Source organism: Mesorhizobium sp. B2-5-11 (assembly GCF_006440835.1).
Taxonomy (GTDB): Bacteria; Pseudomonadota; Alphaproteobacteria; order Rhizobiales; family Rhizobiaceae; genus Mesorhizobium.
Genome location: NZ_VFUK01000003.1, coordinates 404416 through 429900, shown reverse-complemented (window position 1 = coordinate 429900; position 25485 = coordinate 404416). Strand labels below are relative to the sequence as shown.

Below are 25485 nucleotides of genomic sequence, written 5' to 3'. Positions count from 1 at the left end.
AATCAGGCGCATGATGGGAGATCATCATGGCGGCTGGGGTTCCCATGACCATACGACTTGTCCTTTGTCCGATCGGCCTGGCATTCGCTATCGCCGTCCCTGCGGCGGCTTTCGCCGCCGAGGAATGTCTTGCCAATGGAAAATCCTACCCGGTCGGCCAGGTCGCCTGTCTGACGATCGCCGACAAGAGCCACCTCGCCCGCTGCGAGATGGTGCTCAACAACACCTCATGGACGAAAGTCGGGGACAGCTGCCCGCAAGACACGCTGGCGCCGCACCGGCGGATGACGCCGATCTCGGCGCCGGCTCCCAGCATGGTGCCGGCGGAGCCGACCGAGAATTAATGTCTGATTAGCGATCTCCTCGTGGGGAGATCATCCTTACTGATCGGCGCTGTTGCCCTTGGTCAGGATGTCGTCAGCGAGCGAGATCGCTGTGCGGCGGTCGGCTTCGCCGGCGGCGGCAAAGGCCTCCTCCTGCATGCCGCGGATCCAGGGCTGGTCGGCGGGCGCCGCACGTTCGAGTGCTGCCGTCATCATCGCCAGGCCGCGCACGATCTTGCCGCTCTGGAACAACAGATGGCCGAGCGTCGCCTGCGCGCCGGCATGGCCTTTTTCGGCGGCGAGCTGGAACCAGCGCCCGGCCTGCTTGACGCTGGCCTTCACGCCGCCCTCGCCCTTCAGGAACATCTGCCCCATCTCGAACTGGGCATTCGGGTTGCGGTAGTTGGCGGCGGCGCGCATGTAATATTCCTGGGCCGCCACTTCGTTCTCGGTCACCGGGCTGCCGGGAATGCCCTTGCGCAAATAGTCGCCCAGCGCCACCAGCGCGTCGGAAACGTAGCTTTCTTCCGGTGAGCCGGGCTCGACGTCCTGATCGACGATCTCCGAAAAGAACTTGAACGCCTCGTAATCGTCGCGCGCCACGCCATCACCCTCGGCATACATGCGGGCAAGCTTCCAGGTGGCGCCGATCTGGCCGTTCTCGGCGGCGTATTTATAGGCCTCCGCGGCCTGTTCCTTGTGGCCGTTCTTGTAGGCGGAGAAGCCGAACTGGAACACCGCCCAGGGGCTCGACTGCGGCTTCACGCCGGTCTTGTCGTCGAACACCTTGTCGTCGAAGGCCATGGCCTGGCCGACGGCGCCAAAGATCGCTAACGCGACCAGTGCCGGAAGGACAGACGACCTCAACAACTCAGATGTCCGCATAGCAGTGTGTTTCTTTCGCACCGCCCGGATGGGTGACCGCGCCGTCGCGGGCGGAACCTACCGTCTGTGCGTATTTCCATATCGCGCCGGACTGATAGTCGGTTGTGCGCGCCTTCCAACTCTTTGCCCTCGCAGCCAGTTCCCTATCGGACAACGCCACATCGATCGTGCCGTTCACGGCATCGATGGAGATCACATCGCCGTCCCGGATGAGGCCAATCGGACCGCCAACGGCGGCCTCGGGCCCGACATGGCCGATGCAGAAGCCGCGCGTCGCGCCCGAGAAACGGCCGTCTGTGATCAGCGCCACCTTGCCACCCATGCCCTGGCCGTAGAGTGCCGCCGTCGTCGACAGCATCTCGCGCATGCCAGGTCCGCCGCGCGGCCCTTCGTAGCGGATGACGAGAACTTCGCCTTCCCGGTAGTTGCGATGCGTCACCGCTTCGAAACATTCCTCTTCCGAATCGAAGCAGCGCGCCGGGCCGGAGAACTTCAACTCCGTCATGCCCGCGACCTTCACGATCGCGCCTTCGGGGGCAAGGTTTCCCTTCAAGCCCACGACACCGCCGGTTTGGGTAATAGGTCTGTCGGCCGGGCGGACCACATCCTGGTGTTCATTCCAGGCAATATGCTCCATATTTTCGGCCAAAGTGCGGCCAGTGACCGTCAGGCAATCGCCATGCAGGTAGCCGTGGTCGAGCAGCGTCTTCATCAACAGCGGAATGCCGCCGGCCTCGAACATGTCCTTGGCGACATATTTGCCGCCGGGCTTGAGGTCGGCGATGTATGGCGTCTTCTCGAAAATCCGGGCGACATCGAACAGGTCGAACTTGATGCCGGCCTCATGCGCTATGGCCGGCAAATGCAGCGCCGCATTGGTCGAGCCGCCGGTGGCCGAAACCACCGTCGCCGCGTTCTCCAGTGCTTTCAGCGTGACGATGTCGCGCGGCCGGATGTTCCTGGCGATCAGTTCCATGATCTTTTCGCCGGAGGCGAAGTTGAAACGATCGCGCATTTCATAAGGCGCCGGCGCGCCGCAGGAATAGGGCAGTGCCAGACCGATCGCCTCGGCCACGGTCGCCATCGTGTTGGCGGTGAACTGGGCGCCGCAGGAGCCGGCCGAGGGACAGGCGGCCTGCTCGATTTCAAGCAGTTCGGCATCGCCGATCGTGCCGACCGAGTGCTGCCCCACTGCCTCGAACACATCCTGCACGGTGATCTGGCGGCCGCGATAGCTGCCGGGCAGGATCGAGCCGCCATAGATGAAGATCGACGGCACGTTGAGCCGCACCATGGCCATCATCATGCCGGGCAGAGACTTGTCGCAGCCGGCGAGCCCGACCAGCGCGTCGTAGCAATGGCCGCGCATGGTGAGCTCGACCGAATCGGCGATGACCTCGCGCGACACCAGCGACGACTTCATGCCCTGGTGGCCCATGGCGATGCCGTCGGTGACGGTGATGGTGCAGAATTCGCGCGGCGTGCCGTTGGCGGCCGCGACGCCCTTCTTGACCACTTGCGCCTGGCGCATCAGCGAAATGTTGCAGGGCGCCGCTTCGTTCCAGCAGGAGGCGACGCCGACCAGCGGCTGTGCGATCTCGGCCGCCGACAGGCCCATGGCATAGAGATAGGAGCGATGCGGCGCACGCGCCGGACCGACGGTCACATAGCGGCTGGGGAGCTTAGCCTTGGAGATGACTTTGGCGTCCATACTCTTCCTTGCCCCACATCTTCCTCGCAAGAGGGCGGTGCGGCCTGCTCCCATCGCCGAGCCTTTTGGCGCGTGTCCCGAGACAAGATCGAGGTGCGCCGGGTTTATGGCGGGAAATGGGCAATTTCGTCGGCCTGACTTCTAGCGCAGGGGTTGTTCAGAAAGTGTTGCCAAAACATCACAACGACACGAGGCGGAGCTGGTGCGGTTTATCTGCAACGCAGCCCTGGGGCCGACAGGCTCGGCCACAGCCCCGGAACGAAAAAGGCCGGGCATTGCCCGGCCTTTCATTTGATTTTACAGAGACTTAGAACTTGATCTTCACACCACCAGAGATCGCCGTGATCAGATCATTCCCGAAATCATAGCTGGCATCCTCGCCTGCAACATAGCCGTTCTCACCAGCCAATGTCCCCGAGTGGCCGCTGGTCAAAACGCCGACCGCTCCAGCGAGCCGCACTTCGATGTTGGGCTGCGGCGTATAGGCGACGCCGCCGCCCAGGGTCCACGTATCGGTCTGCGCACCATAGCCATGCGAGGTGCCACGATCCCAGGTCAATTGACCGGCGGCACTCCATTGATCATTGAACTTGTGGCCGATACCACCTGAAACGGTCCAGCCGTCACGATACATCAGGTCGAGCGACGTCACCTGACCCGGGCCGTTCGTGAAGCAAGCCGCCCCAGGCGCAATTGTTGGACAGATCGGAACGCTCTGCAGCACGCTCCAGTTGACCCACTTGATTGAGCCGAAGGCCAGCCAGTCAGGCGCAATACCGGACTGCAGTTTCAGTTCCAGCGAATCCGGCATCGACTCCTCTGCGCCATAGATCGGCCGAGAACCTCCAAGAATAGCTGGTAAGGTGAGTGTGCCCGAAATGTTGTCTAGCTTGACTTTCGAATTGTAGACCAAGCTGGCGCGGAGCGCGATATCAGGGATTTCGTAGGCAACGCCGGCGCGCCAGCCCCAACCGTTAGCCTCCAGATCGACACGACCAAGCAGCGGTTGTCCGAGGGGAGTAAAACCGACCAAGCTTTCCTTGAAGCCTGAAATGTCCTGATAGAACAACCCGCCGATAAAGCGGAGCTGGCCCTTGCCAGCATCAAACTTGTAGGAACAGGTGCCGGCGTAATTGTTGCTCTTGATATCGGTCTCGACGTTAGAAAGCGCTCCGTTCCACATACCTGGTGCGGTATGCGCGCCCCAAGGCTGCGAATAATCGACCATGCAGTCGACGCCCTGCACAACCTGGGCCTTCATTCCTATGCGCGGTACCCAATAGCCCTCGGCTCCGTCGGCCGAGGTACCAAGGCCGAGATCGGCTCCACCGGGACCACGCGCATTCTCGTACTTACGGTCCGGCATCACATAGGTCGCTTCCGCGTCCGTCGCGAACGGCGCCGGATCAAACAGCAGGTCGATATCGTAGCCGCCACGTTCCAGGCCGCCGGCATGTGCCGAGCTCATTGCCGTCCCCAGCAAAGCCAGCGAAAAGCACCCTGCCCCCAGCAGTGCTTTCAAACGCAGATTGTTCATGGATGTCCTCCCCGAATAGTCAGTGCATCCAGCTAGAACCAATTCGGGTTAACGGTGCAACAACGAATTCTTGGGGCGTACATGTACATGTCCACCGGACGCATTCCGGACAAAATGCAGACCAGCGCAGCGAGGCAGAAAAACGGTTCGCCGGGCGTGTCTCACTCAGAAAAACGGGAGAAAATCGGCCAAAAAGGCCAAAAATAATCAGTTTTGAGCAGTCGAATGCCCCATTGTTACATTATGGCAACAATGGGGCGAAAACTTCCGTTTACGTCAACATTAACGCTACGGAATGCCGGTTTCGAGGCAAAAAGCCACCCCATTTTAGAGGGCCCTAAAGTCTCCCGAATCTGCCCTCAACCAGCTTCGCGAACCCTGGCCAGCGCCACCGAAAGCTTGCCCTGCGCCTCGCGGTATTCGGCCAGCTTTTCACGCTCGGCTTCCACGATCTCGGCCGGCGCGCTGGCGACGAATCTTTCGTTCGACAGCTTCTTGTGCAGGCGTGCGATCTCCTCGGTCACCTTGGCCAGTTCTTTCTGCAAGCGCGCGGCCTCGGCGGCGAGATCGATCAGGCTGCCGAGCGGCAGGCAGACCGTTGCCTCGTTGAGCACGATCTGCGCCGAGCCCTTGGGTGCGGCGTCAACCTGCGAGATGTCGCCGACGCGCGCCAGCCGCTTGATCGCGGCGGCGTGGCGCTCCAGCCGTTCGCGGGTAAGCGTGTTGGCTCCGATCACCATCAGCGGCGCGATGGCTGCCGGCGGCACGTTCATTTCCGAACGCACGGAACGAATGCCGGAGACGAGATCAACCAGCCAGTTGATGTCGGCGGCCGCTTCAGCGTCCTCGAAATCCGGCGACGGCCACGCGGCATGGCAAAGCAGCGAAGCGCGCTCCTTGCCCTCGCCCGCGGTCTGCGCCCAAAGTTCCTCGGTCATGAACGGCATCATCGGATGCAGGAGCTTGTAGATTTCGTCGAGCACGAAGGCGACGCAGGCGCGGCTTTCGGCCTTGGCCGCCTCGTCCGTGCCCATGAACACCGGCTTCAGCAGCTCCAGATACCAGTCGCAGAACAGGTTCCAGACGAAGCGGTAGGCCGCCCCCGCCGCCTCGTTGAAGCGATATGAGGTGATGCCGTCCGTGACCTCTCGCGCGGCGCGCGTCAGCTCGGTCAGGATCCAGCGGTTGACCGCCAGCTTGGCGTCGTTCAGCCAGAAATCGTCGTTGCGCGCGACTTCGTTCATCTCGGCGAAGCGCGTCGCGTTCCAAAGCTTGGTGCCGAAATTGCGGTAGCCGGCAATGCGCGCCGGGTCGAGCTTCACGTCACGCCCCTGCGCCGCCATCACCGTCAGCGTGAAGCGCAGCGCGTCGGCGCCATATTCGTCGATGAGGTCGAGCGGGTCGACGACATTGCCTTTCGACTTCGACATCTTCTGCCCGTTCTTGTCGCGCACCAGCGCGTGCATGTAGACGGTGTGGAACGGCTCCTCGTCCATGAAGTGCAGGCCCATCATCATCATGCGCGCGACCCAGAAGAAGATCAGGTCGAAGCCGGTCACCAGCACGTCGGTCTGGTAGTAGGTTTTCAGCTCCGGCGTCTCATCCGGCCAGCCCAGCGTCGAGAACGGCCACAGCGCCGAGGAAAACCAGGTATCGAGCACGTCCTCGTCACGGGTCAGGATTTCGCCCGGCTGGAAATTCTGGAGCTTGTCCTCGACCCAGGCCTTCCAGGGTCCTTCGAGCGCCAGATAATATTCGATCGCGGCACTCAGCGCCTCTTCCTCTGTCTTCTCGACGAAGACGCGCCCGTCCGGCCCATACCATGCCGGAATCTGGTGGCCCCACCAAAGCTGGCGCGAGATGCACCAGGGTTCAATGTTCTCCATCCACTGGAAGTACGTCTTTTCCCAATTCGCGGGTATGATCTTGGTACGCCCCTCGCGCACCGAGGCGATCGCCGGCTTGGCCAGTTCGGCGGCGTTTGCATACCACTGCTCGGTCAGGAACGGCTCGATCGGCACGCCGCCGCGATCACCATGCGGCACGGCGTGGCGATGCGGCTCGACCTTGTCGAGGAAGCCGCCTTCTTCCATCAATTCGACGATCCTCTTGCGCGCGACAAAGCGGTCAAGGCCGTTGAGTTCATCCCAGACGGCTTGGCGCTCCGGCGTCACCTCGAGCCCGGCGAGGAAATCCTCGTTGTCCCTGAGGTTTACCGCCGCCTCGACGGTGAGGATATTGATCGCCGGCAGCTTGTGGCGCTTGCCGACCTCGAAGTCGTTGAAGTCATGCGCGGGCGTTATCTTAACCGCGCCAGAGCCCTTCTCGGGGTCGGAATACTCATCCGCCACCACGGGAATCTTGCGGCCGACGATCGGCAGGACGACATTCTTGCCGACCAGGTGCCGGAAGCGCTCGTCGTCCGGATGCACGGCGACGGCCGTATCGCCCAGCATCGTCTCGGGGCGCGTCGTCGCCACGATGATGAAGGTCTTCGGGTTTTCCGGATCGAAGGCCACGCCTTCGACGGGATAGCGGAAGTGCCAGAGATTGCCGTTGACCTCCTGCTGCTCGACCTCGAGATCGGAGATCGCGGTGAGCAGCTTGGGATCCCAGTTCACAAGGCGCTTGTCCTTGTAGATCAGGCCTTCCTTGTAGAGCGTGACGAACACTTCGAGCACGGCCTTGGACAGGCCTTCGTCCATGGTGAAGCGTTCGCGCGACCAGTCGGCCGAGGCGCCGAGCCGCTTCAGCTGGTTGAGGATCGCGCCCCCGGATTCGGCTTTCCACTCCCACACTTTCTCGATGAACTGTTCACGGGTGAGGTCGCGGCGATGGATCTGCTTTTCCATCAACTGCCGCTCGACCACCATCTGCGTTGCGATGCCGGCATGGTCCATGCCCGGTTGCCACAACACGTTCTTGCCGCGCATGCGCTCGAAGCGAACGAGAATATCCTGCAACGTGTTGTTGAGCGCGTGGCCCATATGCAGCGAGCCGGTGACGTTGGGCGGCGGGATGACGATGGTGAAGGCCTCGGCCCCCTCCTCGGCGCCGGCGCCGGCGCGAAACGCGTCGGCCTCTTCCCACACTTTGGCAATCTTCGGTTCGACGGTTTTGGCGTCGTAGGTCTTTTCAAGCATGGGAAAATGGTCCGCGCTGTCGGATTTTTGCTGGTCCGGTGTAAATCGGAAGGCTTTGACCGAGTCAACCGTAGGACGGCTGGCGGACACCCGCCAGCCTAGAGATAGGTGCCTCAAGGTCGCTGGCAATGGCGTCAGCGCTGCCGGCCGCGCATTCCATCAGGTGCGGCTGCGAGGAGGACGGCAACGGTGCCGGATGTCATCACGCGACGCGGAGCGCAGCTTGACCGCGCATGGCAGCGTCGCCTAAGTTGCTATCGCTGCTGTAGGGCGCATCGGCTTCCGGCCGGAGGGGCATTGCCCGCCTACGCCTCCCCAACCTCAATGCGCCCATGCCGACACTCGAGCACCATAAGAAACAGGCCAAGCTCTATCTCAAATGGCATCGCGAGCGGTATTATCCCGTCGCCGCTGTGATTGGATGGATGTTGCCGCGCTTCCGCCATCTGACCGACAGCCAGATCCTCGATCATGACTTCAAGCTTGCCGATGCCCAGGAACTGGTCGCTAAGAAGGCGGGTTTCGAGACATGGCAGGCGCTGAAGAAAGGCCTTCAGACCATGATCGACAGCACCACAGCCGATGCCTCGCAGCCGTTTCTCGCCGTGGCCGAGCCGCAGCTTTTCGTTTCCGACATCAAAGCCGCCTGCTCTTTCTACGAACACAAACTCGGCTTCATCACACGCTTCACCTATGGCGAGCCGCCCTTCTACGCGCAGGTGTTTAGGGACGGTGCACGGCTCAACCTGCGCCATGTCGACCGGCCTCTTGTCGATAGCGGTCTGCGAGCCAAGGAGGACCTGCTCTCGGCGACGATCATCATCGAGGCGATCAAGCCGTTGTTTCTTGAGTATCAGGCGGCAGGTGTCAGTTTTCATCAAACGCTGCGCACGGAACCTTGGGGCGCCCGCACCTTCATTGTCAACGATCCCGACGGCAATCTGCTCTCGTTCTCAACGTCGGCGGCGAGCTGAGCCCCGGCAAAAGCGCCGGCTCGACGGGGCGCTTTGATGCAGGCTGTGAGCCTTACTGCGCGCCGCGCGCCACGCGCTCGATCTCCTCGCGCACCAGGCGCTCGACCAGCGTTGGCAGGTTGTTGTCCAGCCAGTCCTGCAGCATCGGCCGCAGCATCTCCTCGGCCATCTCGTCGAATGTCTTCTTGCTGCGGCTGGCAAAGGCGTCGGAGAGTTCGCCAAAGGCCGCGGCGACCTGCCGGCCCGTATGCTCGGAAAGGATTGCCGGACGGGCCGCAGGCGTTTCATCCGCCGCCTTGCGCGCCTCGTCGGTGCTCGCCGGGGCGGCGATCGAAGGGGTCCGCTCGAACGCCGGCTCCGGCATCGGCTCGTCCACCGGCGCTTCGGGCTGAACAACCGGCTTGCGAATGCCTGGTATCGCCTTCGCCTGCTCGCCGACCGCCGCGATCTCGCGGCGCCAATCGGCGACGATGGCATCGCTTGCCGCGCCGGCCTCGGGCGTCGCGGGCCTGTCGGTCCTTTCGGCGGGCAGCGGCTCGGCGGCGATCCGGGCGCTCACCTCGGCAAGCGTCATCGACGCCCTTGGTGCCACGGGATCGGTTCGCTCCGGCGCTTCCATGCGCGCGACCGTTGGTTCGGCCGCCGATGTCTGTGCCTGCACCTCCGCCAGCGTGACCGGCTTCCTGACCTCGGGAGCGGCATGCAATTCGGCGCGGAACGCATCGACGTCGGGAGCAGCGCCCGCCGCCGGCTTCAGATCCTGCCGCAAGTCATCGGCATCGTCCGGCTGCTTGCGGCCGCTGTCGCTGTCCTCGATGATCCTCCTGATGGAAGCCAGTATCTCTTCCATGGAAGGTTCGCGCTGTGCGCTGCTTGCCGTTGCCATCGTCACATCCGCCGCCCTTGTGACCTGTTACAGACTTCCGCTCCGGTAAACGCCGGATTCGAATCATGGCGACAGCGTAACCGACGGAGCGCCGTACGAGAATCCCCATTCTGGGGACATGTGGGATTTCAACAGATTAGCGCAATTCGTCGAAAAGCATGTGACGGGTTGCCGGCGCAGTTGCGCAAACAATGAAGCGGCAAGGCGTTTCGATCGAACGTCGGGTCGCTTCGAGAGAACTACTCGAATCTGTGGAGTTTAGCGGCCATCCGGCGTGCGCAGGCCGATCCACTTGTCCTTGACGGCATTGTAGTGCTCTTCAGGCCTGTACTTCGTCGCCTGCAGCGCAAGGCGCTCGGCCGAGAGGCGGCCGATCGCCGACAGGATGGCATAACTCGCCACCACAACGTCGTGCTCGGAATTTGCCTGGTTGATCTTGGCGGTGATGACGGTGGCCTGCGCGTTGAGCACATCCAGCGTGGTGCGCTGGCCGACATTGCGTTCCTCGATGACACCGTTCAGCGCCAGTTGAGCGGCGTCGATCACCTGCCTGTTGGCGGCGACGCTCTGCTGCGCGGCGGTGTATTGCGACCACGCCGAGGCGACGGCCTGGCGCACCTGGTCGCGGCTGACGTCGACCTGGATGCGGGCCTCGCCAAGCGATTCCTTGTTCTGTCGCACGACCGCCGAGGTGCGGCCGCCCGAATAGATCGGGATCGTCAGTGTCGCACCGATGTTGGCCGAGGTCGAACCGCCGTTGCTCCCCTGGAGGTCGGGATTGCGATGCAGATAATCCTCCGAAATGCCGGCCGATGCGGAAAGCTGCGGCAGCAATGCGCCCTCGGACGACTTCACCGAAAACGCGGCCGCATCGACCAGATGCTGGGTGGCGAGGATCGCCGGATGCTCGGCCGAGGCGATGGCTATCGCCGAATCGAGGCTCGGCGGCAGCAGCCTGGCCAATGGCGAGGCAGGCCTGAGCTTGCCCGGCTCGTCACCGACGATCTGGTGATAGCTCGCCGCACTTGCCAGCGCCTGCGCGCGGGCGGCGCTGAGCGACGCCACGGCGGAAGCGCGCGACGCATCGGCCTGCGCAACGTCGGTGCGCGTGCCTTCGCCGACCTCGAACCGCGAGCGCGCGGCGCGCGCCTGCTCGGTCAGGAACTGCAGATTCTGCTCCGTCAGCACCGCGATCTGCCGGTCGCGAATCACGTCCATATAGGCCGTGGCCGCGCTCAACAACGTGTTCTCCTCGGTGTTGCGCAGGCTTTCGACGGATGCCTTGACCCGCGATTCGGCTGCCGCCACATTGTTTCTCGTCTGGAAGCCGTCGAACAGGCTCTGGTTTATGACGATGGCCACACTGGCCGACCCCGTCTTGACGTTGGCGCCGCTGGCACGGGTATTCACATAATTCGTGTCGGCCGTCCCGGTGATGGTCGGGCGCCAGCCGGACTTGGCTATGGCCACGCTCTCGTCGGTGACGCGTACGCCGGCTCGGGAGGCATTCAGCGAGGAATTGTATTGATAGGCCTTTGCAAGCGCGCCGGAGATGGTTTCGGCCGAGGCGGCCAGCGGGGAAAGCGCGGTCGCCGAAACGAGGACGGCGGTGAAAAGTGACTTGCGTAGAGACGGCACCATTAAACCCTCATTCGTTTTCCATGGGAACCACGCCGCACCAGCTTCTCCTTGGAGAACCGGAGCGGCGTGTCAGAATGTTCCCTGTCGCTCGGCCCAAAGTGCCCCCATTGGGATCAGCAACGATTGTTCAAATGCAAGCGACCATGACAAAGCCTCTGCTGCAAGGCCAAATCATTCAGAATTCGAAAGCATGCTCACGTTCGAACCCGGGTAGTGGCTTAATTGCCGCATTAAATGCCCGTCTACCGGTTACAACCCCCCCTGCTTTGAAAAAAAGCCGCGCCACGCCAGAATTGCCCTGCCCTTCGACCGCGACGAGGCGGCCGCCTTCGGCGAGCTGGTCGAGCAGCGCCGCCGGCACTTTGCCGACGCTGCCGCCGACGAAGACGACATCGTAGGGCGCCTTGGCCGCATATCCCAGCGGCAGCGGGCCCTGGACCACGGTCACATTGCCGCAGCCCAGCGATGAGAGCACCGACTTTGCGGTTTCGGCCAGCGCCGAATCACTTTCAAGCGCCACCACGGAGCCCGCCAGTCGCGACAGGATGGCCGAGGCATAGCCGGTGCCGCAGCCGACATCGAGGACCGAATCAGCCTGACTGATCTCGGCCAGTTGCATCAGCTTGGCCAGCGGCGAAGGCTCCATCAGATATCGCGCGCCGCCGGGGCCGTCCGCGATGCGGATGTCTTCGTCGATGTAGGCGAGATTGCGCTGGCGTTCGTCGACGAAAAGCTCGCGGGGCACGGAAAGCATGGCGTCGAGCAGCGGCGTGCTGGTCACGTCGGTGGTGCGGATCTGGCCATCGACCATCTTGACGCGAAGCTCGGAGAAATCAGCGCTCATGTCCCAACCAATCCGCTTGCCGCGCCACATCGCGGTTCATTTAGACGGGAACGGCGAGCTCCCTGCGCTGACGCGCGGGAGCCCGGAGATTGGAGGCCTCGCCCGGAATCGAACCGGGGTGCAAGGATTTGCAGTCCTCTGCGTAACCACTCCGCCACGAGGCCTCGTTACTCCCGGCGTTCCACCCGGTTCCAATAGGTTGCGGCGAAAAAGCCGTCAAGCGGCGACAATGCATTCGCGACGGTTTCGCCTGCGCCAGTCCCCGCACCCCGCCCTAAATGCGAGACAGGGCGGTTCGAGCTGCGTTAGCAAGCCGTTAAGCATGGCGGATGATCGGGAGAAACTCCGCGCACCGGGCTGCGTTGAGGCCGAGGAGGACTGCGCCATGCAGCTGGCCAAACCGGACGAGTCGACCAACAACGCGGACAGCTCGCCGCTGCTGGGGTGCGAGGAGCTGGTGCGCTACGCCATGGATTGCCTCAAGATAGAAGGCACCGGCCGGCTTTCACCGCGCGACCGCGCGCGCCTTGCCTCGGCTTCCGCCGTCCTGAAGGAAATCAGCGAGGATCTGAGAGCAGGCCAGCAGGACGCCCCGGAGGAGGCGAGCACTGGAACGCAGGATAGCGCTGCGATTTGATTCGGGCCCAAAGGCCGCCGCGACGAAGCCGGGCAAGGTCCCCGGCGTGGCCGATCAATCCGGCCGGCGCCGCCGTTCCCACCAGACGACGAACCGGCGCCGATGGCGGCGCACCATGGCGAATTCGTAGGAGAGCACCAAAAGTCCGAGCGGCACCATCCAGAAACCGAGAATCGGCAAGAACCCCAGAATGCCGCCAATCGTCAAAAGCACGCCGATTGCAATCCTGAGGCCGCGCGAACGCGGCATGGTGAACTTGCGCCCGAAGACCGATATCTTTCGCGCCGGTGCCTGGTTTTCTTCTGCTGCCGTCATCTCGAATGGCCGGTCCGTCTGGTGGTTTGAGGATGTCACTTGACGAAAGCCGCGACCGCGCATTCGGTTCCGCGCCCTCGCAAGACGGCTAATATGAGGACGAACGCCGCCGATTGCGAGAAACGCCTGAGCGAAAAAGTCTCGGAAAAATGCGAAATGGTTCTTTGCAAAGCCGAAAAGGGTTTGCTATAGGCTGCGCCACTCGCATGAGAGCCTCTGTTCCCCGGTAGCTCAGTGGTAGAGCAACCGGCTGTTAACCGGTTGGTCGCTGGTTCGAATCCGGCCCGGGGAGCCACTTAATCCAGAAATGTCTTTAAACCCAAGCACTGCAAGGGTTTCCGCCTCCCAGAGGTACACTGCGGGGTACACTGGGCTATGACGATCGGCGTGAACCACATTCAGAAACGCGGCAAGGCCGGATGGCGCTACAGGCGCAAAATCCCTGGAGAACTTCGGGTTATTTTGGGCACGCGAGAACACCTCGTGCCCGCTTGGCGCCACTGACCAGGAGGCCCTCAAGAAATACCCTGGGGTTCATGTAGGGGCCGAGAAGTTTTTTGTCCGACGCGGTCAAGCGCGCGAACGGCCCCGACAGCGTGGGATCAGTTCCGCGACGAAATAGCCGCTGCTTGCAAAACGGGATTTGGCGAGGTCATCGAAGCGGCGCGATTCTATGTCGAATTCGGCGTGCCTGAAGGTCACGTCGCCTTCCACGCAGCGGCTCGATACACCGATCCGTTCCGCTCAATGTTGTCGAGCAAGCCGTCTCTCGAAGAAACCAAAGCCGATAGTGATCAATGCCGCCAGCAGGAAATATCCTAGCGCGGCGGCGAACAGAGGCTCGTAGACCCGAAATGTCTGCGCGCGAACGAGGTTCGCCGCGCCCATCAGTTCGAAGACCGTGATCGTCGACGCCAGTGCGGTCCCCTTCAAAAGCAGGATGTTCTGGCCGCCGATCGCCGGCAAAGCCAACCTGAAAGCCTGCGGGAGAAGGACGGAAATCATGATCCGTGTTTTCGACAGGCCAAGCGATTGGCCGGCCTCACACTGCCCTTCTGGAATGGCCTGTATCGCCCCTCTCCAAATCTCGCCGCAATAGGCCGCGGTGTTCAGGGAAAGGGTAAAAAACGCATAGAAGTCCGCGCCTCGCAAAATGGGCCAGAGCGGGCTGTAGCGGATCGAGGGGATCCCCGAGAGAATTTGGCCGATACCGAAGTAGCAGAGGTAAAGCTGGACCAGGAGCGGGGTCCCCCGGAACGCGAGGATAAACGCAACCGCAGGATATCGCAGCCATTTCCTGTTGGATAACCGGGCCAGTGCAACCGGGATAGCAAGCAAATTGCCGACCACCGCACAGCCGAGGAACAGGATTATGGTGACCTGGGCGCCGGCCAGAAGCTGATTGGCGAGGTAGGCTCCAAACTCAGTCACGCTAGCCCCGCCTCCCGCCACGGACGGTGGCTGTTTCGAGGGCATGGAAAAGCATCGCCGATATGCCCGACATGGCGAGGAACACGAACGCGATCGCGCAATAGAACATGAAGTAATCGCGCGTCGCGCCGGCAGCCATCTTGCCGGCGAGAACGAGCTCGGTAAAACCGATCAGGCTGACCAGTGAGCTTTCCTTCAAGACGACCAGCCACAAATTGCCAAGCCCCGGCAAGGCCAGGGGAACCATTTGCGGCACGGTCACCAGGAAGAAGGTCTGGCGCCGTGTCAGACCGAGTGAATAGGCTGCCTCGACCTGACCTCGCGGGATGGCCACGATCGCGCCACGCAGGACCTCCGTGCTGTAGCCGCCTTGAACGATCCCAAGCGACAGGGTCGCGGCGACAAACCCATTGACCTGGAATTCGGAAGTCAGTCCCGCCAGGCTCACGGCCCAGCGCAACGCGTCCGTCGCGGTATAGTAGACGAGGAATATGATGAGAATGTCCGGTACGGACCGGATGATTGTCGTATAGGCAACGGCTGCGGAGACCGCCACGCGGTTCTTCGAGATCTTGGCCACCGCACCCATGAGGCCGAGGGTCAGGCCCACGAGATAGGCGCTGATCGAAATTCCAAGGCTCAGGCAAGCGCCAAGAAGCAATTCGTCGCCCCAGCCCTTGTCCCCGAAGCTGAGCAGGGTTGCCCAAGACACGGTCGAGTTCATACAGCGCGTTCCAGTTCAATGAAGATGGCGACGGCCGCCCCGGGCCGGCCGTCCCCCGGGCCTGAACCAGATGATCAATCGCCGTAAATGTTGAAATCGAAATAGCGCTTGGTGATCGTCTCGTACTCGCCGCTGGCGCGCACCGCCTTGAGTGCTGCATTGAGGCGGTCCCTCAGAGCGGTGTCTTCCTTGCGCAGGCCGCCGCCGTCGCCGTATCCAAACATTTTCTCATGCGGCAGCGTCACCTTGATTTCATAAGCTTGGCCCTCCGGCTTCTTCAAGAAATCCTGGATCTGGATGCCTGCCGCAGCCATGAGATCCACGCGTCCGGCCTGGATGTCCGCGATTTCGTCATCGAGTGTTGGATAGATCTTCACTTCGGCAATGCCGTTGAACTTATCCTGCATGTAGGTCGCCTGCAGGCTGGCACTCTGTGCCGCGACCGCAATCCCCTTGAATGTCTCCGGCTTGGTCACGTCGAACTGCCGCGTATCCGCCTTGGCGCCGACAAGCACGTTGGGCGAATAGTAGTACTTGTCGGTGAAATCGATCACCTCCTTGCGCTTGTCCGTGATCGACATCGAGCTCCAGATGACGTCGAACTTCTTGGCCAACAGCGCGGGAATGATGCCGTCCCAGGCGATATCGACGATCTCACATTTCGCCTTCATCTCTTTGCAAACGGCATTCATCAGGTCGATTTCCCAGCCCTGCCAGGTGCCGCTGGCATCCTTGACCGAGAAAGGCGGGTATGGCTCCGCGGCGACACCGAAACGGATGACATCGTCGGCCGCCGACGATGAATTGGCGGCGCCAAATACCGCCACGATCAGTGACAAGGCGAGTGCAAGCTTTTTCATGATTGTTCCCCTTTTTGTTTATGTGGATTTGTATCTTCCGCAATGATGATGCTGGTAGCCGGGCATCTGCCGATCTTTCGACGTCGGCCCGTGGCCAGCCGGCAGCATCGAGCATCGTGGACTGGTTCGGATGTCGGCGATGCGAACTTGGCCATTCGGCTCAGTCGACCTTCTTTCAGGGCGGTGTTTGAAAACGCTAACAGTTCAAATGATCTCGATCTAATGCCCCCTGCCGTGCGGTTCATCACCAATAGTTATGACGATAGCCCCTTCGAGTGACGCAGTCCGGCGACTGGCAAACGATCGCCGCTCGTTGATCCGCGCGTGCGAGGACAGGGCTGAATTGAACGGTTCACGACGCCGCCATTGATCGCGACTATGAGTTTTCAGCGATAGTCCCGCGTCCACGGGAATAAGCTCGCGACTGTCCACCAAATTTCTGATGTGGCATCGTCGGCCGGTTCCGGGATGGCCGGCCGCAATGCAGTCGGCCCGCGGCCCGTTCGCTCTAAGGTGGTCACATGAATAGCAGCCCTTGCCGGTCCATCGAGGAGATGAGCGAAAAGATCGCTGCCGGCCTGTCGCCCGTGGAAATCGTGGAGGGCTGCCTCGAGCGCATCCAGGAACTGAATGAACACATCAAGGCGATGATATTCGTGGCCGAAGCTGATGCCCTGGACGCCGCGCTTCAGGCCACGCGCGAAATCAGATCCGGTCACAGGCGCGGTCCGCTGCATGGCGTGCCGATCGCGGTCAAAGACGTTATCGATGTCAAGGATTGGCCGACAACGGCTGGCTCCCGGTTGTTTCGGGATCACGTCGCGACGGAAACGGCAACATGCATTGCCAATCTTCAGGCGGCCGGCGCCATCATCATCGGCAAGACGAACCTGCACGAACTGTGCGTCGGCGGTCATGACAACCCTTGGTACGGCAAGGTCGCCAACCCGCTTGATCCGGACCGTGGGACAGGGGGCACGAGCAGCGGGTCGGCCGCAGCGGTCGCAGCCGGTTTTTGCCTGGCAGCGGTTGGCACGGACAGCGGCGGGTCAAACCGATCCCCGGCTGCTGCTACCGGCTTGTTCGGTTACAAGCCGACGAATGATCTGATCGCCGTGGAGGGCGTCATGAGCATAGCGCGTTCGCTGGACTGCGTCGGCGTTCTTGCACGCTCGGTCAGGGACGTTCGCCTGGTGACCGAGGCGCTTGCCGGAAAACGGCTCGCCCCGTCGGCAAGCGGGGGCAGCAAAACGACAACGGGCATCACGATCGGCATCTGCCCCGAACTGCTTGGCGCTCACGTCGACACGTCAGTCGATATCGCGTTGGCTACCATGCTCGATCGTCCTGAAGTGCGCACGGTCGAGATCACCTTCGACGACAGGGAGGCGTTCGTTGCCGCGGGACTGACAATCCTCCAATGTGAGTTCGCGCGAATCTACCGCAATGCAATCGAGCAGAAGCCGGACATGGTCGGCGACGCGGTTCACTCATTCCTGCAGGGCGGCATTCGCATCCATGCCGGCGCCTATGATAGCGCCATCGAAATCCGTAACGGCGTGCGAGGCCGGTTTCTGGAAAAAATCGCGGGCCTGGACGCTTTTGCCATTCCTACGGCGCCTGGATCGGCGCCGCGGCTTTCCGACGAACTTACCGAGGTGAATGGGGAAATGGTGCCGTGGGGACTGGCCGGCGGCCGCTTCCGCCGCTGGGCAAATATGCTTGGCATGCCGGCGTTGGCTATTCCTTTGCCGGTTCCTGACGGGCTTCCGGTGTCGGTGCAACTGGCCGCAGGTCCGGGTCAGGACGCCGGTTTGCTCGATCTCGCCGAAATGTTGACAAGCAACTGAAATCAGTTCCGCCAAATCGCTGAAAGTTCATAACCTCCAGGAATAAACTTCCTTCGCGCGCCTCTTGGAACATCCGACCCTTCCCATTAATCTTGGCGTTCGCAGCTCGCTGTTTCGGCACAGCGATCCAGCTGCCTGGCAAGGTAAGCGGGCATGAAATTTGGCGAAAAGGACACCGTCACGAAGGAGGCAGAGTTTACGCCTCGCGAGATCGAGGTCTTCGCTTCGGTCATGCTGCATGGAACAACCACCAAGGCGGCCGACGCACTTGACATCACGCAGCCGGCTGTCAGCAAGATGCTCCAGCAACTCAGCGAGAAGGCGGATTTCCAGCTGTTCAGGAAAAGCCGGCAGCGGCTGATCCCCACTCCTGAAGCGCACATGCTGTATGCCGAGGTGAAGCGCGTTTTCGAGTCCGCGCGCGGCATCTCGCGCGCCGCGAGGGAGATACGCGAGCTACGAAGTGGCAGGTTGAATATCTGCGCGCTCCCGGCCTTCGGGTCCACGCTGCTGCCATCCATCATCACGAGCTTCTCAAAACAGCATCCATCCGTGTCGATTTCCCTGGATATCCGCAGCTCCGCCACGGTGGTGCAGCGGGCGAGCCGCAATCAGCTCGACATCGGAATAGGCGTAACGGCATCGGACGAGAATTCTTCAATCGTCAGGCGAGCGCTGACAGCGACCCCACCGGTTTGCGTCATGCCGGCGGGTCACCGTCTGGCCGAGCTCGACGTGGTGCAGGCAGAAGATCTCGACGGTCTCGACTTCATCTCGATGGGCTCCGCTGATCCGATGCGGCAGCAGCTCGATGCCTTGTGCGAAGAACGCGGAGTGGGACGTCTGTTGAAGATAGAGGCCAGTCTGTCCAGTGCGTGCATCGCCCTTGTCGCGTCCGGGGCGGGCGTGAGCGTCGTCGACAGGCTTTCGGCGTGGCTGGCACGCGACCTGCCGATCGAGATCAGGGATTTCCGGCCACGTCTCGATCTGAACCTCAGCGTCTACCGGCCTTGGGGTGTCATTGCATCGACGGCGGCGGACGCCTTCACCGAGCATCTTATCCAGACGACGCGAAGCTTTATGAACGGCGTAGAGGCAGGAATCACCGCCCTGGGTCCTCGCCGCCAGGCCGACAGAACTGTTTTCATTCACCGCTGAAAGCCTCTAGCGGAGCGGCAGGCATTCGAACAGGCGGCCGATATCGGCTTCGTCATTGTAGACATGCGGCGACACGCGCATCTTCGTGCCGCGCAGCGTGACGTGCACGTCAGCCCGCTTCAGCTCTTGTGCCGCATTCGGCGCGAGACGGCCCCCTATGTCGAGGATCGCGATATGGGGCGTTGGGTGTCGCGGACGCGCGACCGGCAGCCCTCTGCTTTCCGCCTGCGCCCAGACAAGCTCATTAAGGTGACGCAGGCGCTCAAACACGCGCCCGACGGTCCAGCCGCGGATGAGCTTCATTGCGGCGATTGCGATGGGCAGGACCGCGAAATCGGAGCGTTCCCCCATGTCGAACCGCCGCGCGCCGGGAAGAAACTCGGCCACGGCCACCTTGTAGAAGTCAGATTTGTCGCCGCCCATCCGGTTCCATGAATGATGCTCCAGAGTGCGCCCCTCTGTGTGCCAACGCCGGTCGGCGTAAAGGAATGCGAGGCGATATGGCCCCAGAAGGAACTTGTAGGTGGCAAAGACGAGAAAGTCCGGTCGGACGCGCCGGACATCGAAGGGTATCGCGCCAACCCACTGGGTTCCGTCAACGACAAGACTGGCGCCCGCTGCCCGTGTGGCGGCGGCCACCGCCTCCAGGTCGATCGCCACGCCCTCGAACCAATGCACCAGCGTCCCCGCAACGACCGCGATGGGACGGCTCGAGTCTTGGATTGCCGATACGATCGCGCTGGTCCAGTCGCCGTCGGCTGGTTGCGGGACGATATCAACGCAGGCGCCGGCGCGTTGCGCGAGGTCATACCAGACATATCTGTGCGAGGTGTGTTCGTTCTCCATCAGAAGGATGGCCGAACCTGCCGCAACCAAAACGTTGGCGGCTGCGATAGCCATGCCATAGCTGGTGGCGGCCACAATGGCGATCTCATCGGCATCGGCGCCCACCATTGATGCGGCGAGCTGCCGAGCCTCTTCCACCTCGTCGTAATAGGAGGCGATGGTCATTTTCCAGGGTTCGGCTTTCACCCTGACGCCGGCCTCGCCGGCCGCGACGGCGGCGGTCGGGATCGGAGACATGTATGCGACATCCAGATAAGCTGTCTCGCGGGGAATGGAGAAGAGATCTCGTTGGCAGCTCAGCATGGCATCACAACCTGAAATCAATTGAGGTGCCGAGTCCGGCGTTGCGGGCGGAGATATAGACAAGATTGGCAAGCTCGATGTCTTGCGCGGGAACGCCGAGAGACCGGAAAAGCGTGATCTGATCGTCGCCAGTGCGGCCGGGTTTCGCACCTGCCAGCACGTCGCCGACCTCGCCACGGATATGATCGACGCCGATCACGCCGGTTTCAATCGCCTCGATCAGTTCTCCCGCGGCCGTCAGCGCCATAGGCAGGTAGTCGACCCAGATCTGCGCTCTGCGCACACAGTCGAGGTCGAGCTCGCGGCATGAAGCGACGCTCGCCCCGACCGCATTGATATGGACACCAGGCGGAAGCCATTCGCCGCACAGCACCGGCTTTTCGGAAGATGTCGTGGTGCAGATGATGTCGGCCTCGCGAACGGCCTCGCCAGGGTCGCGATGTGCCTTCGCCTGGAATCCGGCGGCTGACTGCTCCTCGGCGAAGTGCTGCGCCTTTGCAAAGTCGCGACCCCAAACATGGATCGCATGGATCGGCCGGACGTCCGCAATAGCCGCGACATGCCGGCGCGCTTGCTCGCCATATCCGAACAGTGTCAGCGTGGTGCTGTCTTCGCGCGAAAGTGCCCTCGTCGCGACAGCACTGGCCGCCGCGGTCCGCCAAGCCGTAAGCTCTCCCCCGTCGATCAAGGCTACAGGCCGTCCATGATCCTTGTCGAACAGGAAGACACCGCCGCGATGAGACGCGAACCCATGCGCGAAATTGTCAGGAAACACGGAAAGCACCTTCGCCCCGAACAGCGGCCGGTCATCCAGCGCAGCATACATAAGCGACAGACAACTCCCGGCCGCACCCGGCAGCTCAAGTGTGCGCCTGATCTGCTGGCGCGCCATGCCGCTCGATGTTTTGCGCAGTGCGGCCTCGGTCGCTTCAAGAGCCAGGGATAGGCTCAAAATGTCCCGGATCGCGTTCTTGTCGATCAGGAGGAATTCCGGCTCGCCACTCACCGTGCAGTCTCTTCCATTCCGCGATCCCCGATGCGCCGATAAGCGTAGCATTGCTCTCGCAAACGGTTGCGCCCGAATTTGATAACTTCGCACGAGAAGTTGCCCGTGCGGGCTAATGGGCCGACCTGGGCAGCCGCAGATGGCTGGGACATTGGTTCATAACTTTTGGCCATGAACGGCAGCGACCAGTTCAATTGACCGCAGTTGGCACCCATTGCAATGTTTTCAGGCAACCGAGGATGTTGTGCGGGGTTGCAAACACATCGCAGGCGCCGATCGAATTAAGAAGAGCGGCGTCAGCAGTACTGTCAAGAACTCCAGCAACATCTCTCAACGATATAGCGGCATTTGCATCGATTCGTCTTTCAGAGATTACTCGTATCGGATGACGTCATTAGCCCGGGAATTTTTGGAGGTCATCTTTATGCGTGTCGTGGTCATCGGTTCCGGTATCGTCGGCAGTTCCGCCGCCTATGAATGCGCCAAGGCGGGAGCAAGCGTCGTCGTGCTGGAGGCCGGACGGATAGCAGGCGGCACGTCGGCGGTAAGCTTTGCCTGGACAAATGCGACGACCAAGCAGCCCCGGCCGTATTTCGATCTGAACGTCTCGGGAATGCGCGCCCATCTTGAACTCAAGCGCGACTTCGGCGTCGCTCCCTGGTTCACCCAGACCGGCAGTTTCGATTGGCGAACAGTGCCGGAGTCGATGGACGATTATTTCGAGAACTTCAGGCAGATGAAGGAATGGGGCTACGGCGTCGAGTGGATCGAGAAGAAGCGCGTCGCCGAGATGGAGCCCGATATCGATGTCTCTGCCTTCGGTGATTGTCCAATCTCCTACTATCCGGAAGAAGGCTGGGTCGATCCGGTGCTCTACTCGGCCTGGCTTTTGCGGGCGGCGAAGGAGCGCTGGGGAGCACAGGTCAAACTCGGTTCACGCGTGACCAAGATCGAGACCGAAAGCGGGCGCGTACGGGCAGTTCGGACGGCGAACGGAGACCGACACCCTGCGGATGCCGTCGTGAGCTGCACCGGCGGCTGGTCTAGTGAGAGGCTCGGCGATGCCCAGGGTATTCCACTTTCCTCGACCATAGGCGTGCTCGCCTTCACCCCGCCGGTGGCCCTGACGCTCCGCAGCCAGCTGCATGCCGACGATCTGGATATCCGTCCCGACGGAGCGGGCCGCATCATGATCCATAAGGTCTCGGTGGACATGACCCTGGAGAAGCCGGAGGTGCTCAGCCCTGCCGGGAACGAGGCGGCGACGCTCCTGGATGCGGCGACCAAGGTCCTGCCTTCGCTCCGCGACGCAGGTGTGGAAGCCATTCGCACGACGGTCCGGCCGTTCCCGGAGGACGGCTACACCTGTGCCGGCGCCATGCCGGATATCGTCGGCCACTACATGGCCGTAACGCACAGTGGTGTGACCATCGGCCCGCAATTGGGCAAGGTGGTCGCCGACGAAGTCGTGCGCGGCAAAATCCATGACGAAATGGAAACGTTTCGTCCGCAACGCTTCTTCCAGGCCCACGCCCAGCGCTCCGCTGTCGCGCACGTCTGATCCCGCTCAGCAGACCGCTGGATTGCGTACGGCGGCCTGCTTTTGACCAACGCAACCAGGGGCCTCCGCCATGGGGAACATCGAACGATTCGACAAGAACGAACGGCTTAGCCGTATCGTCGTTCACAACGGCACGGCCTATCTCTCGGGCTTGACGGCCGATGACAAGAAAACCGGCACGTCTGACCAGACGAAGGAGATATTGGAAAAGGCGGATCGCCTTCTGGCGAGCGTCGGTTCGGATAGATCGAAGCTGCTGTTCGCGCAGATCTGGTTGAGGGATGTCGAAGACTTCGACGCGATGAACAAGGCTTGGGTCACATGGCTCGACGGCGTGGAGCCCCCGGCACGCGCCACGGTCGGGGCGAGCTTCGCCTTGCCCGAGATCCGTGTCGAGATCCAGCTTACCGCAGCGATTTGACACGTCGCACGCCACGTCCAGGCCAGCGAGTCCAATCAGATTCGTCAGGGACATGCTTGCGCACCGGCCTTCGCGGCGCGATAGATGCGGCGGTTTGGGGAGGAATCATGCGAAAAGTCCTGGCATCGGCATTGCTGCTGGCGGCTGCGGCGTTCGCGACCGGCGCTCATGCGCTGGACAGCAGCGGCACACCCGTCGTCGTGACACCCCTCGCCTCGCGCACGACCACCGCTTCCGGCCAGCCGATCACGCTGCCGCAGAAGAACGTGCAGGTGCTGGTGTCGACCTACGACATAGCGCCGGGCGCGACCTTGCCGGTGCACAAGCATCCGTTCCCGCGCTACGCCTATGTCGAGGCCGGCACGTTGAAGGTCACCAATGTCGAGACCGGCAACAGCAACACCTACAAGACTGGCGATTTCATCATCGAGATGATCGGGCAGTGGCATCAGGCCACCAATATCGGTGAAGGCCCGGTCAAGCTGCTGGTGATCGACCAGGTCGAGGAAGGCACCAAGAACACGGTTTTGCGCCAGTAAGCCACCGCTGCTCCGGCTCCTCGAACTGTCTCGCCACGGGAGCGCGCCGCGTTAAGCGTTGGCCCAGCTCTTCACATCCGGTTCCGCACGACCGGGCTGACGATGCTATGCCGGTTGCCCGCCTTACCGGCGGAACCGGATTCCCCCCGTTGGGTTTTTCGCGAAATCCCTTTGCTTGGTGAATGCCTTTTCCTGGAGCAAACTCCCTGCCGGGGCTCAAGGAGCAGAAATGAGAGCACGAACAGCGACGGTCGGCGATCTGGAAGACGTGTTTCGCCATTTGTCCAAGCGGATGTCCGACGAATACATCGCCGCCGGCAAGGACAGCAAGGTCGCCTACGACAATCTGATGATGAACCTGAAGGAGGGCCGCGCCCATGCCCTTGTCGACAACGACGGGACCGTAGCGATCGTCGCCTGGCACGAGCATGGCGACGCCGCGGACACGCTGTTCGCGGCGCGCGAGGGCTTTTTCAGGGCCGCGACCGTGCGTTTCTGCAGGCGGCATATCAGGCAGATCCAGGCGCTCGCCGGCAATCTCCCTATTCACTCCCGCAGCTGGCTCACGGGACCGGAAATCGCAAAATGGTTTCGCACCATCGGCTATGTCGAACGCGGCGAGGAAAATGGCGCCAAACTGTTCGAATTGCCGCCGGCCGCGACCCGGCCGGGCTAGGCAAGCAGGTTTGGTGCACCGCGAGTCCAGCCGCCATTGCACCGTGGCACGGCTCGCCTTCGCGCGGCCTTAGCCCCAGGCGCCGACCATTTGGCGTGTCGTGGCGTTCAGCCGATTGAAGGCGTTGATCACGGCGATCTGGATGACGAGCCCGGCAAGCGCCTTTTCGTCATAGTGCCGGGCGGCCTCGTTCCATACCTCGTCCGTCACGGCATCCGTTCTGTCGGCCAGCCTTGTGCCGGCCTCGGCAAGGGCAAGCGCGGCGCGTTCGGCATCGGTGAAGTACGGCGTCTCCCGCCAGGCCGACAAGGCAAAGATGCGTTCGTCCTTCTCGCCGGCCTTCTTGAGTTCGCGCGCATGCATGTCGACGCAGACCGAGCAGCCATTGATCTGGCTGGCGCGCAGATGGACGAGCTTGCGCGTCACATAGGGCAAATCGGCCGCCTCGGTCGACTTGTCCAGCGCCAGCAGCGCCTGCAGGGCGCCGGGGATGAGCATCACGGGGTTCTTGAGCCTGGCTTCCATGGTGTTTCTCCGTTTGAAAAGTTTGGTCAGGGCGCAGTTTGCCATGCCCGGGAGCGGCGCATCCGGGAGACTTGTTGTGGTTCGCCGGCCATGGCGACCGGTTGGTCGAGGAGAGTCGGCGCTCAGCCTTGCTTCGCAGCCACCTGCTCAAGTCGCTCAAGAATACGCGGCCAGCCGCTTCCCATGCCGACATATCCACGCTCGTCGGCCGGCCGGAACCCCGAGTGCTCCATCCGCACCCGGGTCGCCGCGCCCTCAGGCGTGAGCGACCAGGTCACCACGGTTTTCAGTCCGCTGTCGGATTCGCTTCCGTCGCCCCAGCTATAGGCAAGCAGGCGTGGCGCCTCGACTTTCAGCACGACGCAGTTCGTCACCCCGGACCAGCCCGGTACCGGTGAAGCGCGGAACGTGAAGCGATGCCCCTCTTGCGGCGCGAAGTCATTCTGCATGAGCCATTCTGCGACGAGTTCGGGCACTGTCAGCGCACGCCATATCTTCTCCGCCGAATGCGGAATCAGCCGTTCAACGACGATCGATTTGGTCTGTGTCATGCCGTGCTCCTCTTAGTCGTCGTCGAGCCACCGCTCGCGATCAATAACTCGATGGCTATGGGTTAACTCATAACCATGTAGTTATAAGACTGTCAAGCAGGGAAATGCCCCCTGGTCCAATGCGCCGTGCCGTTCCTG

24 protein-coding genes and 2 tRNA genes are annotated in these 25485 nt (G+C 62.1%); 10 read left to right on the top strand and 16 right to left on the bottom strand.

Annotation, left to right across the window (positions count from 1 at the left end; translation table 11 throughout):
• The first annotated feature begins 26 nt into the window (after positions 1–26).
• Positions 27–344 (top strand): hypothetical protein, encoded by a 318-nt coding sequence (locus FJ490_RS13045; RefSeq protein ID WP_140564102.1) that lies wholly within the window; start codon positions 27–29, stop codon positions 342–344.
• A gap of 36 nt (positions 345–380) precedes the next feature.
• Here FJ490_RS13045 and FJ490_RS13040 read toward each other — a convergent pair whose 3' ends face one another.
• The 4 genes from FJ490_RS13040 to FJ490_RS13025 form a co-directional block, all read right to left on the bottom strand.
• Entirely contained in the window at positions 381–1208 is an 828-nt protein-coding gene (locus FJ490_RS13040) for a tetratricopeptide repeat protein (RefSeq protein WP_140517142.1), read from the bottom strand.
• Positions 1195–2919, bottom strand: a complete 1725-nt coding sequence (gene ilvD, locus FJ490_RS13035) for a dihydroxy-acid dehydratase (protein ID WP_140495754.1) — start codon at positions 2917–2919, stop codon at positions 1195–1197. The genes FJ490_RS13040 and ilvD overlap by 14 nt, the downstream gene beginning before the upstream one ends.
• Positions 2920–3226: 307 nt before the next feature.
• Positions 3227–4456, bottom strand: coding sequence for an OmpP1/FadL family transporter (locus FJ490_RS13030; RefSeq protein WP_140728918.1), 1230 nt, complete (start codon positions 4454–4456; stop codon positions 3227–3229).
• Between the two features lie 359 nt (positions 4457–4815).
• Positions 4816–7599, bottom strand: coding sequence for a valine--tRNA ligase (locus FJ490_RS13025; protein WP_140728919.1), 2784 nt, complete (start codon positions 7597–7599; stop codon positions 4816–4818).
• A gap of 332 nt (positions 7600–7931) precedes the next feature.
• On the opposite strand from FJ490_RS13025, the gene FJ490_RS13020 reads away from it, so the two are divergent.
• On the top strand, positions 7932–8573 hold the full coding sequence (locus tag FJ490_RS13020) for a VOC family protein (protein WP_140728920.1): 642 nt from the start codon (positions 7932–7934) through the stop codon (positions 8571–8573).
• A gap of 52 nt (positions 8574–8625) precedes the next feature.
• Here the strand turns inward: FJ490_RS13020 and FJ490_RS13015 are convergent, their stop codons facing one another.
• From FJ490_RS13015 to FJ490_RS13000, 4 genes are all read right to left on the bottom strand, one after another.
• The gene (locus FJ490_RS13015; protein WP_140728921.1) at positions 8626–9459 is read right to left on the bottom strand and encodes a PopZ family protein; all 834 of its coding nucleotides are present in this window, start codon (positions 9457–9459) and stop codon (positions 8626–8628) included.
• 258 nt (positions 9460–9717) lie between these two features.
• The gene (locus tag FJ490_RS13010) at positions 9718–11097 is read right to left on the bottom strand and encodes a TolC family outer membrane protein (protein WP_140495878.1); all 1380 of its coding nucleotides are present in this window, start codon (positions 11095–11097) and stop codon (positions 9718–9720) included.
• A 178-nt stretch (positions 11098–11275) separates the two neighbouring features.
• Positions 11276–11944, bottom strand: a complete 669-nt coding sequence (locus tag FJ490_RS13005; RefSeq protein WP_140728997.1) for a protein-L-isoaspartate O-methyltransferase — start codon at positions 11942–11944, stop codon at positions 11276–11278.
• 90 nt (positions 11945–12034) lie between these two features.
• Positions 12035–12108, bottom strand: a tRNA-Cys gene (locus FJ490_RS13000).
• Between the two features lie 221 nt (positions 12109–12329).
• Here FJ490_RS13000 and FJ490_RS12995 point away from each other — a divergent pair.
• The gene (locus FJ490_RS12995) at positions 12330–12581 is read left to right on the top strand and encodes a hypothetical protein (protein WP_140495746.1); all 252 of its coding nucleotides are present in this window, start codon (positions 12330–12332) and stop codon (positions 12579–12581) included.
• Positions 12582–12635: 54 nt separating this feature from the next.
• Here the strand turns inward: FJ490_RS12995 and FJ490_RS12990 are convergent, their stop codons facing one another.
• Positions 12636–12896: a hypothetical protein gene (locus FJ490_RS12990; RefSeq protein WP_140495745.1), complete on the bottom strand. Its 261-nt coding sequence runs from the start codon at positions 12894–12896 to the stop codon at positions 12636–12638.
• A 220-nt stretch (positions 12897–13116) separates the two neighbouring features.
• On the opposite strand from FJ490_RS12990, the gene FJ490_RS12985 reads away from it, so the two are divergent.
• A tRNA-Asn gene (locus FJ490_RS12985) sits at positions 13117–13191 on the top strand.
• Positions 13192–13640: 449 nt separating this feature from the next.
• On the opposite strand, the gene FJ490_RS12980 is transcribed toward FJ490_RS12985, so the two are convergent.
• The 3 genes from FJ490_RS12980 to FJ490_RS12970 form a co-directional block, all read right to left on the bottom strand.
• The gene (locus FJ490_RS12980; protein WP_140728922.1) at positions 13641–14327 is read right to left on the bottom strand and encodes an ABC transporter permease subunit; all 687 of its coding nucleotides are present in this window, start codon (positions 14325–14327) and stop codon (positions 13641–13643) included.
• Between the two features lies 1 nt (position 14328).
• Positions 14329–15051 (bottom strand): ABC transporter permease subunit, encoded by a 723-nt coding sequence (locus FJ490_RS12975; RefSeq protein ID WP_140517154.1) that lies wholly within the window; start codon positions 15049–15051, stop codon positions 14329–14331.
• Positions 15052–15125: 74 nt separating this feature from the next.
• Positions 15126–15911 carry a transporter substrate-binding domain-containing protein gene (locus FJ490_RS12970; RefSeq protein ID WP_140495742.1) on the bottom strand — a complete coding sequence of 262 codons (786 nt, stop codon included), beginning with the start codon at positions 15909–15911 and terminating at the stop codon, positions 15126–15128.
• Positions 15912–16465: 554 nt separating this feature from the next.
• Here FJ490_RS12970 and FJ490_RS12965 point away from each other — a divergent pair.
• Together FJ490_RS12965 and FJ490_RS12960 are read left to right on the top strand one after the other, a co-directional pair.
• Positions 16466–17761, top strand: coding sequence for an amidase (locus FJ490_RS12965; RefSeq protein WP_181165332.1), 1296 nt, complete (start codon positions 16466–16468; stop codon positions 17759–17761).
• Between the two features lie 153 nt (positions 17762–17914).
• Entirely contained in the window at positions 17915–18919 is a 1005-nt protein-coding gene (locus tag FJ490_RS12960) for a LysR substrate-binding domain-containing protein (RefSeq protein WP_140495740.1), read from the top strand.
• Positions 18920–18925: 6 nt separating this feature from the next.
• Here FJ490_RS12960 and FJ490_RS12955 read toward each other — a convergent pair whose 3' ends face one another.
• Together FJ490_RS12955 and FJ490_RS12950 are read right to left on the bottom strand one after the other, a co-directional pair.
• Positions 18926–19930 (bottom strand): aminotransferase class V-fold PLP-dependent enzyme, encoded by a 1005-nt coding sequence (locus tag FJ490_RS12955; RefSeq protein ID WP_224519170.1) that lies wholly within the window; start codon positions 19928–19930, stop codon positions 18926–18928.
• A gap of 142 nt (positions 19931–20072) precedes the next feature.
• Complete coding sequence (locus FJ490_RS12950) at positions 20073–21074, bottom strand: ornithine cyclodeaminase family protein (protein ID WP_181166218.1); 1002 nt, start codon at positions 21072–21074, stop codon at positions 20073–20075.
• A gap of 214 nt (positions 21075–21288) precedes the next feature.
• Here FJ490_RS12950 and FJ490_RS12945 point away from each other — a divergent pair, with 214 nt between their 5' ends.
• The 4 genes from FJ490_RS12945 (at position 21289) to FJ490_RS12930 (ending at position 24271) form a co-directional block, all read left to right on the top strand.
• The gene (locus tag FJ490_RS12945; protein WP_246672745.1) at positions 21289–22635 is read left to right on the top strand and encodes an FAD-binding oxidoreductase; all 1347 of its coding nucleotides are present in this window, start codon (positions 21289–21291) and stop codon (positions 22633–22635) included.
• Positions 22636–22705: 70 nt separating this feature from the next.
• Positions 22706–23056 carry a RidA family protein gene (locus FJ490_RS12940; protein WP_140517162.1) on the top strand — a complete coding sequence of 117 codons (351 nt, stop codon included), beginning with the start codon at positions 22706–22708 and terminating at the stop codon, positions 23054–23056.
• Positions 23057–23163: 107 nt separating this feature from the next.
• The gene (locus FJ490_RS12935) at positions 23164–23595 is read left to right on the top strand and encodes a cupin domain-containing protein (protein WP_140495738.1); all 432 of its coding nucleotides are present in this window, start codon (positions 23164–23166) and stop codon (positions 23593–23595) included.
• Positions 23596–23824: 229 nt separating this feature from the next.
• Positions 23825–24271 (top strand): hypothetical protein, encoded by a 447-nt coding sequence (locus tag FJ490_RS12930; protein ID WP_140521047.1) that lies wholly within the window; start codon positions 23825–23827, stop codon positions 24269–24271.
• Between the two features lie 69 nt (positions 24272–24340).
• On the opposite strand, the gene FJ490_RS12925 is transcribed toward FJ490_RS12930, so the two are convergent.
• Positions 24341–24796: a carboxymuconolactone decarboxylase family protein gene (locus FJ490_RS12925; RefSeq protein WP_140631160.1), complete on the bottom strand. Its 456-nt coding sequence runs from the start codon at positions 24794–24796 to the stop codon at positions 24341–24343.
• A gap of 122 nt (positions 24797–24918) precedes the next feature.
• Positions 24919–25347 (bottom strand): SRPBCC domain-containing protein, encoded by a 429-nt coding sequence (locus tag FJ490_RS12915; protein ID WP_140495735.1) that lies wholly within the window; start codon positions 25345–25347, stop codon positions 24919–24921.
• Positions 25348–25485 lie beyond the last annotated feature (138 nt).

Excerpts from the sequence above, each read along its gene's own strand:
- FJ490_RS13045 (WP_140564102.1), top strand. The coding sequence starts at position 27 with ATGGCGGCTGGGGTTCCCATGACCATACGACTTGTCCTTTGTCCGATC.
- FJ490_RS13040 (WP_140517142.1), bottom strand. The coding sequence starts at position 1,208 with ATGCGGACATCTGAGTTGTTGAGGTCGTCTGTCCTTCCGGCACTGGTC.
- ilvD (WP_140495754.1), bottom strand. The coding sequence starts at position 2,919 with ATGGACGCCAAAGTCATCTCCAAGGCTAAGCTCCCCAGCCGCTATGTG.
- FJ490_RS13030 (WP_140728918.1), bottom strand. The coding sequence starts at position 4,456 with ATGAACAATCTGCGTTTGAAAGCACTGCTGGGGGCAGGGTGCTTTTCG.
- FJ490_RS13025 (WP_140728919.1), bottom strand. The coding sequence starts at position 7,599 with ATGCTTGAAAAGACCTACGACGCCAAAACCGTCGAACCGAAGATTGCC.
- FJ490_RS13020 (WP_140728920.1), top strand. The coding sequence starts at position 7,932 with ATGCCGACACTCGAGCACCATAAGAAACAGGCCAAGCTCTATCTCAAA.
- FJ490_RS13015 (WP_140728921.1), bottom strand. The coding sequence starts at position 9,459 with ATGGCAACGGCAAGCAGCGCACAGCGCGAACCTTCCATGGAAGAGATA.
- FJ490_RS13005 (WP_140728997.1), bottom strand. The coding sequence starts at position 11,944 with ATGAGCGCTGATTTCTCCGAGCTTCGCGTCAAGATGGTCGATGGCCAG.
- FJ490_RS12995 (WP_140495746.1), top strand. The coding sequence starts at position 12,330 with ATGCAGCTGGCCAAACCGGACGAGTCGACCAACAACGCGGACAGCTCG.
- FJ490_RS12990 (WP_140495745.1), bottom strand. The coding sequence starts at position 12,896 with ATGACGGCAGCAGAAGAAAACCAGGCACCGGCGCGAAAGATATCGGTC.
- FJ490_RS12975 (WP_140517154.1), bottom strand. The coding sequence starts at position 15,051 with ATGAACTCGACCGTGTCTTGGGCAACCCTGCTCAGCTTCGGGGACAAG.
- FJ490_RS12970 (WP_140495742.1), bottom strand. The coding sequence starts at position 15,911 with ATGAAAAAGCTTGCACTCGCCTTGTCACTGATCGTGGCGGTATTTGGC.
- FJ490_RS12965 (WP_181165332.1), top strand. The coding sequence starts at position 16,466 with ATGAGCGAAAAGATCGCTGCCGGCCTGTCGCCCGTGGAAATCGTGGAG.
- FJ490_RS12960 (WP_140495740.1), top strand. The coding sequence starts at position 17,915 with ATGAAATTTGGCGAAAAGGACACCGTCACGAAGGAGGCAGAGTTTACG.
- FJ490_RS12955 (WP_224519170.1), bottom strand. The coding sequence starts at position 19,930 with ATGACCATCGCCTCCTATTACGACGAGGTGGAAGAGGCTCGGCAGCTC.
- FJ490_RS12940 (WP_140517162.1), top strand. The coding sequence starts at position 22,706 with ATGGGGAACATCGAACGATTCGACAAGAACGAACGGCTTAGCCGTATC.
- FJ490_RS12935 (WP_140495738.1), top strand. The coding sequence starts at position 23,164 with ATGCGAAAAGTCCTGGCATCGGCATTGCTGCTGGCGGCTGCGGCGTTC.
- FJ490_RS12930 (WP_140521047.1), top strand. The coding sequence starts at position 23,825 with ATGAGAGCACGAACAGCGACGGTCGGCGATCTGGAAGACGTGTTTCGC.
- FJ490_RS12925 (WP_140631160.1), bottom strand. The coding sequence starts at position 24,796 with ATGGAAGCCAGGCTCAAGAACCCCGTGATGCTCATCCCCGGCGCCCTG.
- FJ490_RS12915 (WP_140495735.1), bottom strand. The coding sequence starts at position 25,347 with ATGACACAGACCAAATCGATCGTCGTTGAACGGCTGATTCCGCATTCG.